Source organism: Paenibacillus pasadenensis, assembly GCF_002864175.1.
In the GTDB taxonomy this organism is placed as follows: domain Bacteria; phylum Bacillota; class Bacilli; order Paenibacillales; family Paenibacillaceae; genus Paenibacillus_O; species Paenibacillus_O pasadenensis.
Genome location: NZ_NFEZ01000004.1, coordinates 1,482,398 through 1,496,645, shown reverse-complemented (window position 1 = coordinate 1,496,645; position 14,248 = coordinate 1,482,398). Strand labels below are relative to the sequence as shown.

Below are 14,248 nucleotides of genomic sequence, written 5' to 3'. Positions count from 1 at the left end.
AGAAGGAAAGGATCCTCCGCTCCTTCCTGCTTCTCGCCGTGCGGATCGCGGCTCTGAAGCAGAATCTAGTCTCCTCGGCCGTCTTTTCCGACAAAAAAAAGCATCCCGCCCATGTCCTAGGCCGGAATGCCTGAAGCGATTCGCAAGTGTGTCGTTGTTCCAGCTCGCTCAGGCGCTTAGGATCGAGCAGCCGTACAGCAGGCTGGACGGAGATGAGCTTGGTCCCGGGTCAGATCCGGATTCCCCAGGGGAAGTCGATAGGCCGGAGCTGGAAGCTTGCTTCGCATCGCGGCAGGACGTGCAGCTGCCAAGCGGATAGGACGCCTGATAGAATCCGGTCTGGAACAGCTTGTCCGCCGCTTCGAGGCGAAGCAGCTGCCCGCAGCATAGACAATGGAACATCTTCCAGTTCGCTTTCATGTCCATCTTATCACTCCTCAGACTGGAATGGTCTTGCCCCCTTCTCCTTACCCGAGCTTACCAGATACGAAACGTATCCCGATTTCGTTTATTCATCCGGCAACCGTCAAGCCGAGATCGAATAGTGGGCGAAGCGCGAATGCGCGATGTCGCGAGCTCCAGGGGCTTGTCCGTCCCGGTCGGCCGCAGCGCCTCCCTCTGCCTGATCCTCGCAGGCTTTGCAGCAGCCGAGCCGGTAGTCGACGCGATAAAAGCCCGTCCGGAACAGCACCGACGCCTCGGCGCCCGGAAGCTGACGGTCGCAGCTGAGGCAATGGAATTGATCGTTGAATCTCATCATGAATCCCCCTTTGGGTTGTCGTTCTGCTCCTCTGCAAGCAAGCCGCGGTATGGAAGCGAGAGCAGCATGAGCCCCCTCGAGCGTTTTGGTTGTTACGATCTGTATCAACACCTCTTTAATTTATTGCAATTCTCTTCATTCGTCAAGACAGTAGAGGACCCGATTCCGCAGAAAGTTGTCGAAATTCGCTGGATCGTTATGTATCCGCTTACATTTTCGACCAAAGAAGAAGAATTCCTTCTTTATTTAGCGATATTTTAAAAAAATCCGGCTTTCGCTTGAAAGCCGGATTTCGCTGCCGCCGCGTATCGAACCGCCGATGTCGGCCTTGACGCCAGTCAGCCGATCTTTTCCCACTGATCCCGGCTTCGCTGGTCCATGCGGTCGAGGTTGGACAGCTCGAACCGCCGTCCATCGTCGTCGGTCACGATCCAGCGCCCGTCCGCCAGGCTGTGGATGCCTTCGTGCAGGATGCTCATATGCAGCATGCTCGGACCGTAGTCGGTCTCGACCGACCAGATCCACTCCGGCCCCTTCTTGCGGATGGAGACGATGCGCTCGATGCGCGGAATCGTATACTCCCGCTCGAGCTCCATGACGGCCGCGATGCGGCTCTCCTCCTCGAGCTGATCCAGGCTCGGCAGCAGCAGCAGCTCCTTGCCCGTATCGGCGGTGCGCACCGAGATGAGCCGATCCGGCAGCGAGTACGGAAAGCAGCGCACGAGCTTGACGCGGCCCATCGGCTCGCCGCCGAGCACGGCCTTGAGATAGCCTTCGCGGCTGTGGTACAGCATCACCTCGCAAGGCTTCGAGCGGTTCATGAACACCAGGTTGCCGTTCATCATCCCACCTCCGATTCGGTCATCTGCTTCTGCGACTCGACGAGCCGCCAGTACGTGCCCTTGCTGCGGTACAGCTCGTCATGCGTGCCGGTCTCGGCGATGCGGCCCTGCTCCAGCACGATCAGCCGGTCGGCGCCGCGCAGCGTCGAGAGCCGGTGGGCGATGGCGATCGTCGTGCGTCCTTTGACCAGGCGGGCCAGAGCCTCCTGGATGGCGCGCTCCGTCTCCGTATCGACCGAGGCGGTCGCCTCGTCGAGGATGAGGATCTCGGGATCGAGCAGCACGGCGCGGGCGATTGCGATCCGCTGCTTTTCGCCGCCGGAGAGGCGGTGTCCGCGCTCCCCGACCTGCGTCTCGTAGCCTTCCGGCAAGCCGCAGATGAAGCCGTGCGCCCCCGCCGTGCGCGCCGCTTCGATGATGCTCTCGGGCGACGCGTCCTTTCTGCCGTAGGCGATGTTCTGGGCGATCGTACCGTCGAACAGGAACGTCTCCTGCAGCACGACGCCGATGCGCGCGCGCAGGCTTTCCTGGGCGATGTCCCGCAGGTCGATGCCGTCCAGGCGGATGCTGCCGGCATCCGGGTCGTAGAACCGGCAGACGAGATTGATGAGCGTCGACTTGCCGGCGCCGCTCGGACCGACGAGGCCGATCATCTCGCCGGGGCGGATCGTCAGGTTCAGGTCCTTCAGCACGGCGCGGCTCTTGTCGTAGCCGTAGCGGACGCCTTCGAAGCGGATCTCGCCCTGCGCGCTCTCGAGCTGCACCGCATCCGGGCGGTCCGGCGTGTCGCTCTTCGCATCCATCAGCTCGAAGATGCGCTCGGCCGAGCCCATCACCCGGTTGATCATGTTGAGCGAGGCGCCGAACGCCTGCAGCGGACCGAAGAACATGACCAGATACGACGCATAGGCGGTCAGCGATCCGAGCGTCATGCCGCCGCCGAGCACCGACTTGCCGCCGGCGTACCAGACGAGCAGGCCGAACGCCGCGATGACGAGCGAGAACAGCGGCGAGACGCTCATCCACAGGTTGCCCATCGAGATCATGCGCTTCACGAGCGTATCGTTCGCCTGCGCGAAGCGCTGCTTTTCACGCCGCTCCTGGGCGAACGCCTTGATGACGCGGATGCCCTGCAGCGACTCGCCGATGACGTTGTTGACGTTCATGACGCTCATCCACTGCGAGTACCACAGGATGCGGATGCGCGGCCAGATCCAGAGGAAGCCGAGCGCCAGGAACGGCACCGGAATGAGGATCATCCACGTCAGCGGCGCGTTGAGGTAGAACAGCAGGCCGAGCACGCCGACCGCGAGCAGCACCTGCGAGAGGAACTGGATGAAGCCTTCGGTGAGGAACTGCTTGAGCTCCTCCGTGTCGTTCTGCACGCGGCTGATGAACTGCGACACCTGCCTGCGGTCGAAATAGCTCATCGACAGCTTCAGGATCGCGTCGAACGCATGCTTGCGGATGTCGCCCATCAGCCTGCCGCCGAAGCGCAGGCCGATGAAGCTGCGGGCCATCGAGACGCCCGTGCCGATCAGATGCACGGCCGCCATGGCGACGATGAGCCAGAGCAGCGCGCTGCGGCTGCCGCCTTCGGTGAAGTTGTCGATGAGCAGCTTCATCAGATAGGTCGGGATGAGCTCGAAGGCGATGCTGAAGAGCAGCAGGACGCCGCTGGCGATCATCAGCCGGCGATGCGGCTGAGCGTACGCCAGGATGCGGCGGACCATGAGGTATTTGTTGCTGCAGCGGAGGCACTTGGTGCGCCGGTGCCAAAGGCGCTTGCCGCAGACGCGGCAAGCGCGGGAGGGCTCGGCCGCGCCCTGCGGCTCGGCCGAGACGGCTGCGCCGCGCGGGGCGGCGGCTTGCGCCGCGCCTCTGCGCACGCGCGGCGGGAGCTTTTGGGGCGCGCCGGCTTGCGGCGCGGCGTGGGGCTCGCGCCCGGAGGGCGCGGAGGGGCTCGCGCCGGCAGCGTCGCTGCCCGGCGCGGGAGGCTGCGGAGCCGCTCCCCCGGGAACCGGGAGCGGCTCCTCGAGCCATGCGGCGATGCGCGGCATGGCGATGCGGTACGCTTCCAGATGCGGAAGCGTGAAGCGCGCCCCCTCGCGCATGCCGTCGCGTGTCAGCAGGACGAGCGCGCCTCCTGCGACGCCTTCCCGCAGCTCGATCTCGTCGATCGTGCCTTTCGGGAAGCGCCGCTGCAGACGGCCCTGCTCGTCGATCACCGCCGCTTCGCGGTCGGTGAACACGAGCTCATAGCGCTGGAACTGCCGCGCTTCGTTGATGTCCGCGCCAAGCCGCAGCCAGCCATCGGCCAGCCGCTGCCTCAGCGCCGCAGCCGCTCCATCGCCTCCCGTTCGCTCACCATCCGTCGGCTCGACCGCCTTCCGTCTGCCGCCGGCTCTGCCTGCCTTGCCGTACGCCATGCCCTCCGCCTCCTTGCTGTCCTAAGTCGCTAGTGTTGGTGCTAGCGCTGCGTGTTAGCGTTGCTTGCTAGTCAGACCGTCGCTCCGCTGGCACTGCACGCCCCCTCTCATCACCGCCACGCTACTTCGCTTGCTCCTTGCTCTGCCCAGCGGCTAGCATTCCTCCGCTATCGCCTCGCTGATGCCACGATACCTCGCGTTCAGACCTGCAACCCGACATTTTCGGGTTGCAGCCCCCGATTCGCGCCTCCGGGCTCCTGCAACCCGATTTTTTCGGGTTACAGCCTCCGATTCGCTCCTCCGGGCTCCTGTAACCCGACATTTTCGGGTTGCAGCCTCTGACTCGATCCTCCGGGCTCCTGCAACCCGACATTTTCGGGTTGCAGCCCCCGATTCGCTCCTCCGCACTCCTGCAACCCGATTTTTTCGGGTTACAGCCTGTGACTCGAGTTAAGTCCATATAATTGTGTAAAATGCTCCTGACCATAAAAAGAAAAGCCATGGTAGGACTCTCGGTTAGAATGGAAGTTGTCGAGACCAACATTCCAAGGAGAGTGCCTACACATGACTCAATACCAGATTACCGTAGATCAAGACATTTTGCACCAGCTGTTTATCGGAACCGATCGGGACGCGGGAGTGGCCCGCTTGCTGGAGACGGTGCTGAATCAGGTGCTGACAGCCCAGGCGACGGATCAGCTGGCGGCGCAGACGTACGAGCGCACCAGCGAGCGCAAGGGCTATCGCAACGGCAGCTACGAGCGCGACGTCATTACCCGCGCTGGCAGCGTCACCTTGCGCGTCCCCCGGTTTCGGGACGGCTCCTTTTCTACCGAGCTTTTCGCCCGGTATCAGCGCAGCGAGCAAGCGCTGGTGCTCTCGCTCATGGAAATGGTCATCAACGGCGTGTCGACGCGCAAGGTGACTAAAATCACCGAGGAGCTGTGCGGAACCGAGTTCTCCAAGTCAACGGTCAGCCACCTGTGCAAGCAGCTGGACCCGGCTGTCCACGACTGGAACAACCGCTCTCTGGCCGACCACGCCTTCCCCTTCATCACCATCGATGCGATCTACGTGAAGGTGCGTGAAGAAGGCCGTATCTGTTCTCGAGGCGTTCTGGTGGGCTACGGCGTGAACGAGCAAGGCCGGCGTGAGATTCTGGGCCTGCGCGTCGACGACACCGAGTCGGAGGAGAGCTGGGGCGCCTACTTCCGCTGGCTGAAAGAGCGCGGCCTGCACGGCGTAGAGCTCGTCACGAGCGACTACCATGGCGGGCTGGTCAAGGCCATCGAGAAGGAGTTTCAAGGGGTCTCGTGGCAGCGGTGCCAGACGCACTTCATCAAGAACGTGCTGAACGCAGCGCCCAAAGCGCTCCAAAGCGAAATCAAGAGTCGCGTCCGATCGATCTTCGATGCGCCCGACATGAAGACGGCTCGTTCCTATCTCGAACAGACGCTTGAGGCGTATGCCGAGACAGCACCCAAAGCGATGAAAATACTGGAGGACGGGTTCGAGGACGCCGTCGCGGTGCTGGCCTTCCCGGAGGCCTACCGCGTGCGGCTGCGCACCTCCAACGGCATGGAGCGCCTGAACGGGGAGATCCGCAGGCGCGAGACGGTCATCCGCATCTTTCCCAATCGCGCTTCCGTCATCCGTCTCATCGGAGCCATGCTCATGGAAGAGAACGAGTACTGGATGACGAAGAAGCCGTACATGGACATGACGGACTTCAAGGCGTGGAAGAAGCAGAAAGCCACTCAGGGCGCCGGCTCGGAGGAGCAGGAAACCAGCACCACCATGACGGAAGCGACGGACAGCCTTTAAACCCGATTCCATTTTCTACCGAGAAGTGTTTTTACACACAATTATGGACTTGACCTGTGACTCGCTCCTCCGGGCTCCTGCAACCCGATTTTTTCGACTTAATGCCCTTCGGGAGCCCGCGTTAGAGCACATTAGCTCGATTTTTTCGAGTTAATACCTGCTGGATGCCCAACTCGAACCCTACTAACTCGATTTCTTCGACTTAATGCCTCCTGGGACGCCCCTATTCGAGCCGAGTTACTCGGTTTCTCCGCGCAACTCCGACGCTGGCGCATCTGTTCGAGCCGAGTTACTCGGGTTTTCCGAGTAACTCCGACGCTGGGGCATCTGTTCGTGCCGAGTTACTCGGTTTCTCCGCGCAACTCCGACACTGAGGCTCCTGTTCGAGCCGAGTTACTCGGTTTCTCCGCGCAACTCCGTCGCTGCCGCATCTGTTCGAGCCGAGTTACTCGGGTTTTCCGCGCAACTCCGGCGCTGAGGCCCCTGTTCGAGCCGAGTTACTCGGTTTCTCCGCGTAACTCCGACGCTGGGGCTCCTGTTCGAGCCAAGTTACTCGGTTTCTCCGCGCAACTCCGACGCTGGGGCATCTGTTCGAGCAGACTAACCCGGGTCTTCCGAGCAACTTGGGCGCTTGGACTCTCGTTCGAGCCTATTCGCTCGTCCCGTCCGCGCATCGGCGCGCTGTCTTCGTCAACGCGAAGCCGCGCGGTACATCGGCTTGCGGGACATGCTCCAGGTGCCGAGCTTGCGCGTAAATTTGCGCGTCAACGGATAGTGCAGCACGAGCCAGCGCAGCAGCCGCGCCTGCCAATGCTTCGGCGTGATCCACTTGCCGCCGAATTCAGCGGCACGGCTGCCCGTGCCTGATGGCGCCGCTCCTGCCGCCCCAACCGCGGCTACCGCTCCCTTCGCGGCCCTTGCGCCATCCGCATAGGCCTCCGATTCCGCGGATCTCGCCGCACCAGCCCCAACCGCGGCTACCGCTCCCTTCGCGGCCCTTGCGTCATCCGCATCGGCCTCCGACTCTGCGGATCTCGCCGTACCAGCCCCAACCGCAGCTCCCGCTCCCTCCGCGGCCCTTGCGCCAGCGGCATCGGCCGCCGCCTCCTTCGCCGCGCCAGCCCCAGCTGCCGCGATCCTCGCCACGCCCGCTCCTCCGCCGCGCCGAGCTCGGCGGACGCCGGTCCAGAGGCCGAGGATCGCCTCGGGGCCGACCGGGTCGTCGGCGACATAACTCGTGTCCCCGCGGAACACGTACTGACGGCCGGCGCCCTCGCCGCGGATCTCGACCAGGCGATGCCCGGTCAGGATGCCGCTGCCGCTTACGAACAAGCATACATCCCCTACCTCCAGGTCCCGCGCGCGGACGCGCACGAAGCGGCTTGCGTCGCCTTCCCGGATTAAGGGATACATGCTCATGCCGAAGGAGGTCAGCTCCATGGCGCCGCGCTTTTGAATCAAGGCGGCCACCATGGGGGCCAGGTTGCCCGCCGGACTATTCATGCACGATCAGCCCTACGCGGATCAGCTCCGCTACATACGCCTCCACGTCGGCCTGCACCTGCAGCGGATCTGCCGCATACTCCGAGGCGACGCGCTCCGTCAGCTGCGAGATGGTCGGGCATGCCTCGAGCAGCTCCCATATGTAGCCGCCCATCTCGTTCACCTTCGTGATCGAGTGGCTTTCCAGATCGAGCAGCACCCATTCGCCGTCGAGCTCCGCCGTTTCGATCGATTCCTGCCGCTTCAGGAGCTGATTTGCCAGCACTGTCATGAGATGACCTCCCAGAATGAATCGTTTTTTTGAAAATGCAGCTCATACGCCGGCACGCGCTGCACGACCTCGCGGCAGACCGCGATCATCTTGGCCGTCTCCGGCTTGCTGTGCTTCCAATAGAACACCTTGTCCATGAGGCCGATCAGCGCCTCGACCTTGCCCACCGGCTCTCGCCGCACTTCCTCCGCCTGCACGAGAAAATGAATGCCGCCGAGCGGGCAGGCATCCGCCTCGCCGCGCTCTTCGTTCTCGCTGCGCAGCGGCGAATCGTGGATCGTCACGCCGCCGTCCGCATCCAGCAGCAGCAGCGTCGCCTCGTCCGACAGAATCGGCCGCGGCGCCGACAGCTCGGCCGCCGTCGATTTGCCCGCTCCGCTATGCCCGACGAACATCCACGCCTTGCCCCCGTCCACGACGCAGGAGCTATGCACGAGCAGCCCCTCGCGGCGATGGATCAGCCATGCGCTGTACCAGTTGATGAGCGCATGCTTCAGAGCCAGGTCGTCGAATACCTGCAGCCTCACGCTCGAATAGTCCGCCGACGTCTCCATCCGGTAATCCTTGCGCGAGTACACGACCGTGTCGCCTTCCGCTTCGATCTCGACCGGACCTTCGTCATACATCGAGCCGTAAAAATCCGTTATGTACAGCACCGCCTGGGCCGCTGCCGCTTCCTTCGATGCCATGCCCGCCACCACTTCGCTCTCGCTCGCTGCACCTGCAGCCTCGACCGCCGCCTCGCCGCTCCCGACCGGCAGCGCCGCCAGCTCGTCCCGGTCCTCCGGGAACCTCGCGGCGATCCACTCCTTCAGATGCTCGGTCTGCACTTCGAACCGGATGCGATGTCCGCCTACTTTTGCTCGATAAAGATACATATTGTATCACCCCATATGTGACAATTCGCCGCAACGCCGACCCGAGAGAGGGGAACGGCCATAGGCCCGTTCCCCTCTTCGAGTCTGCCTGCGCTTGCTCGGCGGCAGCTTCCCGCCATCCCGCACGCTTCGACCTCGCTCCGCCCGCCTTGCGGCGAGCCTGCACGCTTCGACCTCGCTCCGCACGCCTTGCAGCGGGCTTGCACGCTTCGACCTCGCTCCGCACGCCTCCACGCTCGTCCGCCTGCGACGGCGCCTACTTGGCGCCGTCGTAGCGGTCCAGGTAGCCGAGCGGCTTCGTTCCGCAGCCGCATGGGCCTCCCGGTCCGCCCGGCCCGTAGAACAGCCGGCAGATGAACGGCGCGAAGTTCTGGCTTTTGCACCATTTGTAGAAAAAATTATTGCTGATGTTGACCGTGCCGAACTCGACCGACTGATGGCCGAGCACGGCAGGAGCGCAATACGGCTTCATCGACACCCACCTCATCCGGATATGCTGAGTCTGCTACTTCTTCGGCGTCCAGCCTTCCAGATGGTCAAGCGGCGCCGAGAAGCCTTTTCCTCCGCTCGGGCCGATGTTGCCATAGAACAGCCGGCAGATGAACGGTTTGAAGTTGTAGCACTTGCACCACTGATAGAAGAAATTATTGCTGATATTGACGGTGCCGAACTCAACCGCCTGATGGACGAGCACTCTAGGTGCGGCATAGGTCTTGATCACGCTGCTTCACCTCGTTTTCAGCCAGGACTGGCCGTCACTTCGGCGTTCCCTTGATGCCGGAGAAAGGCTCGTTGAAGCCATGTCCTCCGCCTACGCTCCCAGAACCATAGAACAGCCTGCAGATGAACGGCCGGAAGTTGAACTGCTTGCACCAGCGATAGAAGAAATTGTTGCTGATGTTCACGGTGCCGAATTCGACCTGTTCGTGCATGATGACTTTGGGCGGGTTGTAAGCCTTCATGGAAACCACCTCGCTTTCTTCAATTTACGATACATTTTGTATCATGTCAAGGTTATTCCTTGTCGGATTCCCCTTGATATGACCAGAGGACCTTCCATTCACCGGACTCCTGCGCGACGAATACGTCCTGCCTGATCTCGAACGCCCCGAAGCTACTGAGATACGTCATCGTGACCGGCACGGCGAACACCTCCTCCAGCAGAGGCTGGTCCCCACCCATCCGCCAAGCGCCGACTTCCTCAAGCTCGCCGAGCTCGAAGCCGAACGTATCGACGCCGAAGTCCTGCATGAACACATGGGCTCGCTTCTGGATATAGCTGTCCTTGGCGAAATGCTCCTTCATCTGAGAGTGGAACAGTTCCCAGGACCCTCCGAAGTTGCCCTCCCGCTCCATCGTGTAGAAATCCGACACGACTTCGCGGGCGCCCCCCGAATCGACGCCGCCTCCGAGCCATCCCGCAGCAGAGCGCACCGTCAGCCACAGCAGCGCGGCCAAGCAAGCCGCAAGCAGCAGTCCGCCGATCGGCAGCCTTCTCTTTCTCCGGAACATCCGCTCCCTCCTCGTCCCATAACGTGCCTTAGGATATGAGCCGGGACGAGCGGTTAGACCTGCGGAACGCCTTCGAGACCAGGTATAGAAGCACCACCCCGAGGCAGCCGCCGATCCAATCGATCAGCACGTCCTCGGGGTTGGGGGTACGCGATAGGGAAAATTGCTGGTTGTACTCGTCCAGGCATGCGATCAGCGCCGTCAGCGACAGCGCGATGAACGCCGACAAGCCGGTCGTCACGCGGTACAGCCGGGCGAGCGCCCAGGCCAGAGCCGCCAGCACGGCATAGACGAACAGATGGGCCGCTTTGCGGAACAGGAACTCGATTACGTCATACGGGTTGAACGAGGGCATGTACAGCTGCCCGTTGTAATGGAACGACATCGGAGGCAGCCACTTCTGCGCCGTCTCCGCATCCAGCTTGCGCTCCAGCGCAGGCTTGATCGACTGGGTCTGATACGACTGGCTGGAAAAGACGAAAATCAGCAGCAGCCACGACAGCAGGCAGCCCCATAAAAGGGCTCTTGTCCGGCTCCGGCGAGGCGGCTTCGCCGCGCTTGGCGGAGCGGCGGGACGCCGTCCTGCCGCCACGGCCCCGCGCCTGGAGCCGGGAGCCGCTCCGATCCGGCCTGCCGATTCCGCCGCCGTGCCGCGTCCGGCCGCAGGCCGGTTCCGGGAGCCGCTCGCGGTCCCGTCCACGCTTTTGCTTGCCATGCGGCGCTCCCTCCTTCATGCCCGGTTCGGGCGATCCGCCCGTCAATGGAGCTCGGGCTTGCTTTGCTGCTGATGCTCCTTGATCATCGCGTGGAGCCGGTCCCGCTCCGCCCGATCAACGATATAGTAGTAGATGCCGCCGATGCGCGTGCCCTGGCCGCTGACCTCTTTTTGCGTGATCTTCTCGATCTTGGGCCGATAGTTCACCAGCAGGTCCTTCATCGTGTCGAACGAGATGTCCGTCTTCACGTTGCTGCCGATCTGCTCGAGCATGCCGCTCGCCTTGGTCAGGCTGCTGATCGTGAGCGCGTTTTTCATCACCTGCTGGATGATGTCGCGCTGGCGGTTCTGCCGGCCGAAGTCGCCCCGCGGATCGTCGTAGCGCATGCGCGAGTACAGCAGCGCCTGCTCGCCGGTGAGCTTCAGCCTGCCTTTTTCGTACGTCTGGCCGTCTATCGTAAAGGCGAACGAATTGTCCACCTCGACGCCGCCGAGCAGGTCGACGATCTTCTCGAAGCCTTCCATGTTGACCTTCACGTAGTAGTCCACCGGATAGTCGAGGAAGCTCTCCACCGTCTGCACGGCCATGTTCACGCCGCCGAAGGCATACGCGTGGTTGATCTTGTCCTCTGTATCGCGGCCGATGATCGTCGTGCGCGTATCGCGCGGAATGCTCAGCATGAGCACGTCGCTCTTCTGCGGATTGACCGCGAGCAGCATCAGCGTGTCGGTGCGTCCGACGTCGTTCAGCCGCTCGTCCACGCCCATCACAAGCACCGTGAACGGCAGGTTGTCGGACGGCACCGCTTCTTCCTCGACGGCAGGATCCTTGCTCACGTAGACCGGCCGCTGCGTCGGCTCGTAGACCTTGTGGGCCGTGCCTTTGATCGAGCTGTAGAAATACCAGGCGAAGCCGCCGACCGACAGCGCCGCCACCAGCAGGATGGACAGGACGGCGATCAGCGCCCGTTTCTGAATCAGGCTCATGGGGTGTCAAGCTCCTTCGCGCCGGCGCGCGGCCTTCTGCCGAGCAGATGCTTTAGCCGCAGCCGGTAGATTCGGGTGTACAGAGACAGCAAAGAGCCGCCCTTATCCTCCCGGAACTGGGAGCGCGCGTAATCCGCGGGCGGCAGGAACAGATACTGGATATGGCGGAGCATCGCGGACGGCTTGTCGTACGTGACGAAGATCGAGGCGAAGCGGAACAGATAGTACCGCCGGCTTTTGATGCCGAGCCCGGCCTCGCGCAGGAGGCGCTCGCTCCAGAACGGCCAGCGGCGCCGGCGATCGAGCGGCTTCACCCACTGCAGCGACGGGCAGAGGCGGTAGACGAGCGACAGCACCGCCGTCAGCTTCGCCAGATTGCCGTCCCGGCGGGCCCTGGCGAGCAGCGACTCGTAGGACACCGTATCCCAGGTCCGGTCGATCACCTGCGCGATGTCCACGATGTACTTCAGCGACGACATATGATGGTTGAACGCATGCAGGCAGACGTGGTAGAGCGTGTCCTCGTCGTTCAGCTCGCGCAGGCACGGGCTGCCGTTCAGCGGAGCCGTGCGGCTCCACAGCGCCTCCACGTCCGTCTCATGCCCGTGCGAGCGGAGGAGGCTCCAGTGCAGCTCGACGGCCAGGAACGGGAACATCGGGTTGTCGTAGAACTTGTTGAACAGCAGGTGGAAATGATCGTCGTCCAGCTGCTCGCCGTCCTCAAACCCGAGCCGCCGAAGCAGCGCCGACGCGCGCTGCAGATCCTCGGGACGGACGAGCACGTCGAGATCCGTCGTCGGCCTCGCCGCGAAGTGGCCGAAGAAGCGCTCCGCCATGCGGATGCCCTTGAGCGGGACGAGCGGGATGCCCTCCTGCTCGAACGCGCGGAACAGCTTCTTCTGCTCGGCGCGGATCAGCATGTTTTGGAACAGGATGCGCTCGGACTCCGCCTTCAGCTCGGCCTGCAGCCAGGCGGGAGCTTCCTGGAGCAAGCCCCTTTCCTGAAGGAGATGGTAGAACTGGCTGCCGGTAAAGGAGTCGCGGATATCCGCCCAAGCCCGCCTCCAGCTCTCCTCCTCCCAACGCTCGTTCTCGGATCGCTCATAGATCCGGTCCAGCAGCTGCATCGATTCGCTCGGCTTCATTGGAATCCTCGCCTCCTTTCCGGCGGCCAGCCGCCTCTTGCTAGAATTGCAGAGCCGGGCTCTGCTCGCGGACGCCCTTGCTCAGATTGGGACGGCCGACCGAGTAATAGACGAACGACGTGCCGGCGAGCTCCTCCTCCGTGAACTGGTTGCGGCCGTCGATCAGCACGGGACGGCGCAGCAGCGTCTCGAGCCGGGCGAGCGGGAACTCGCGGAACTCCTTCCACTCCGTCAGCAGGCAGAGGGCGTCCGCTCCTGCCGCCGCCTCCTCCGCGCTCGCGCAGTAGTCCACGCGAGGATGATCGAGCTGGCGGCTGAAGTTGTCCTGCGCCACCGGATCGTAGGCGCGCACCCGGACGCCGGAGTCGACCAGCGTCTGGATGATCTCGAACGCCGGCGCGTCCCGCACGTCGTCCGTCTCCGGCTTGAAAGCGAGGCCCCAGACGGCGACCGTCTTGCCGGCGAGCTCGCCGAGCGTCGCCTCCAGCTTGCGGATGACGCCGAACCGCTGATCGCGGTTCACCTCGACGACCGACTTGAGCAGTTTGAACTCATAGTCCACATGGCCCGCGATCTGGATGAGCGCCTCCGTATCCTTGGGGAAGCAGGAGCCGCCGTAGCCGATGCCGGCCTTGAGGAACGACGAGCCGATGCGCCGGTCATGTCCCATGCCCTCGGCGACGCGGGTCACGTCCGCGCCGACCTTCTCGCAGATGTTGGCGATCTCGTTGATGAAGCTGATCTTCGTCGCGAGGAACGCGTTGGAGGCGTACTTGATCATCTCCGCGCTGCGGATGTCCGTCAGCAGGATGTTGTCCGTCAGCGGGCGATGCAGGGCGCTCAGCCGCTCCCGCGCGATGCCGCTGTCCGTTCCGATCACGATCCGGTCCGGATTCAGCGTGTCGGCGATCGCCGAGCCCTCGCGCAGGAACTCCGGCACCGACGCGATGTCGAAGGAATGGATCGTATGCTCCGAGACGATCGCGCCGACCTTCTCGTTCGTGCCGACCGGCACCGTGCTTTTCGTCACGATGATCTTGTAGCCGTCGAGCGACTCGCCGATCTCCTTGGCCGCCTGCTTGATGAAGCTCAGATTGGCTTCGCCGCTCGGCAGCGACGGCGTGCCCACGGCCAGGATGACGATATCCGCCGCCCTCACCGCCGACGGCAGGTCCGTCGTGAAGCGAAGCCGTCCCGCCGCCGCGTTGGAGGCGATCAGCTCCTTCAGGCCCGGCTCGTAGATCGGCACCTCTCCCGCCTGCAGCTTGGCGATCTTGTCCTCGAGCTTGTCGACGCAGATCACGTCGTTGCCCAGCTCGGCGAAGCATACTCCCGACACCAGACCGACATAGCCGGTCCCGATCACAGCAAGTTTCATCTCT

16 protein-coding genes are annotated in these 14,248 nt (G+C 63.1%); 1 reads left to right on the top strand and 15 read right to left on the bottom strand.

Translation table 11 applies throughout. The annotated features are described in order from the left end of the window. Positions 1-168 precede the first annotated feature (168 nt). The 4 genes from B8V81_RS16010 to B8V81_RS15990 form a co-directional block, all read right to left on the bottom strand. Positions 169-426, bottom strand: coding sequence for a hypothetical protein (locus tag B8V81_RS16010; protein WP_101808733.1), 258 nt, complete (start codon positions 424-426; stop codon positions 169-171). A 100-nt stretch (positions 427-526) separates the two neighbouring features. Then, positions 527-760: a hypothetical protein gene (locus tag B8V81_RS16005; protein WP_127464560.1), complete on the bottom strand. Its 234-nt coding sequence runs from the start codon at positions 758-760 to the stop codon at positions 527-529. A 338-nt stretch (positions 761-1,098) separates the two neighbouring features. Next, entirely contained in the window at positions 1,099-1,602 is a 504-nt protein-coding gene (locus tag B8V81_RS15995) for a DUF1854 domain-containing protein (RefSeq protein WP_180968467.1), read from the bottom strand. Continuing rightward, on the bottom strand, positions 1,602-4,031 hold the full coding sequence (locus tag B8V81_RS15990) for an ABC transporter ATP-binding protein (protein ID WP_244912773.1): 2,430 nt from the start codon (positions 4,029-4,031) through the stop codon (positions 1,602-1,604). The genes B8V81_RS15995 and B8V81_RS15990 overlap by 1 nt, the downstream gene beginning before the upstream one ends. A 564-nt stretch (positions 4,032-4,595) precedes the next feature. Here B8V81_RS15990 and B8V81_RS15985 point away from each other — a divergent pair. Further along, entirely contained in the window at positions 4,596-5,855 is a 1,260-nt protein-coding gene (locus B8V81_RS15985; protein WP_101808325.1) for an IS256 family transposase, read from the top strand. 690 nt (positions 5,856-6,545) lie between these two features. On the opposite strand, the gene B8V81_RS15980 is transcribed toward B8V81_RS15985, so the two are convergent. From B8V81_RS15980 to B8V81_RS15930, 11 genes are all read right to left on the bottom strand, one after another. Beyond that, entirely contained in the window at positions 6,546-7,358 is an 813-nt protein-coding gene (locus B8V81_RS15980; protein ID WP_101808730.1) for a S24/S26 family peptidase, read from the bottom strand. Further along, positions 7,351-7,629, bottom strand: coding sequence for a PqqD family protein (locus B8V81_RS15975; protein ID WP_028600625.1), 279 nt, complete (start codon positions 7,627-7,629; stop codon positions 7,351-7,353). The genes B8V81_RS15980 and B8V81_RS15975 overlap by 8 nt, the downstream gene beginning before the upstream one ends. Next, on the bottom strand, positions 7,626-8,507 hold the full coding sequence (locus B8V81_RS15970; protein WP_101808729.1) for a hypothetical protein: 882 nt from the start codon (positions 8,505-8,507) through the stop codon (positions 7,626-7,628). Before B8V81_RS15970 ends, B8V81_RS15975 begins: the two co-directional genes overlap by 4 nt. A 256-nt stretch (positions 8,508-8,763) precedes the next feature. Further along, positions 8,764-8,979: a hypothetical protein gene (locus B8V81_RS15965; RefSeq protein WP_028600463.1), complete on the bottom strand. Its 216-nt coding sequence runs from the start codon at positions 8,977-8,979 to the stop codon at positions 8,764-8,766. 33 nt (positions 8,980-9,012) lie between these two features. Continuing rightward, positions 9,013-9,228, bottom strand: a complete 216-nt coding sequence (locus B8V81_RS15960) for a hypothetical protein (RefSeq protein ID WP_146000513.1) — start codon at positions 9,226-9,228, stop codon at positions 9,013-9,015. Positions 9,229-9,262: 34 nt separating this feature from the next. Beyond that, positions 9,263-9,469: a hypothetical protein gene (locus B8V81_RS15955; protein WP_101808727.1), complete on the bottom strand. Its 207-nt coding sequence runs from the start codon at positions 9,467-9,469 to the stop codon at positions 9,263-9,265. Positions 9,470-9,521: 52 nt separating this feature from the next. Then, the gene (locus tag B8V81_RS15950; RefSeq protein ID WP_101808726.1) at positions 9,522-10,019 is read right to left on the bottom strand and encodes a hypothetical protein; all 498 of its coding nucleotides are present in this window, start codon (positions 10,017-10,019) and stop codon (positions 9,522-9,524) included. 28 nt (positions 10,020-10,047) lie between these two features. Next, positions 10,048-10,734, bottom strand: coding sequence for a VanZ family protein (locus tag B8V81_RS15945; protein ID WP_101808725.1), 687 nt, complete (start codon positions 10,732-10,734; stop codon positions 10,048-10,050). A 42-nt stretch (positions 10,735-10,776) separates the two neighbouring features. Next, complete coding sequence (locus tag B8V81_RS15940) at positions 10,777-11,721, bottom strand: LCP family glycopolymer transferase (protein ID WP_101808724.1); 945 nt, start codon at positions 11,719-11,721, stop codon at positions 10,777-10,779. Beyond that, positions 11,718-12,866: a nucleotidyltransferase domain-containing protein gene (locus B8V81_RS15935; RefSeq protein ID WP_101808723.1), complete on the bottom strand. Its 1,149-nt coding sequence runs from the start codon at positions 12,864-12,866 to the stop codon at positions 11,718-11,720. The genes B8V81_RS15940 and B8V81_RS15935 overlap by 4 nt, the downstream gene beginning before the upstream one ends. A 40-nt stretch (positions 12,867-12,906) precedes the next feature. Beyond that, positions 12,907-14,244: a UDP-glucose dehydrogenase family protein gene (locus B8V81_RS15930; RefSeq protein ID WP_101808722.1), complete on the bottom strand. Its 1,338-nt coding sequence runs from the start codon at positions 14,242-14,244 to the stop codon at positions 12,907-12,909. Positions 14,245-14,248: the final 4 nt, after the last annotated feature.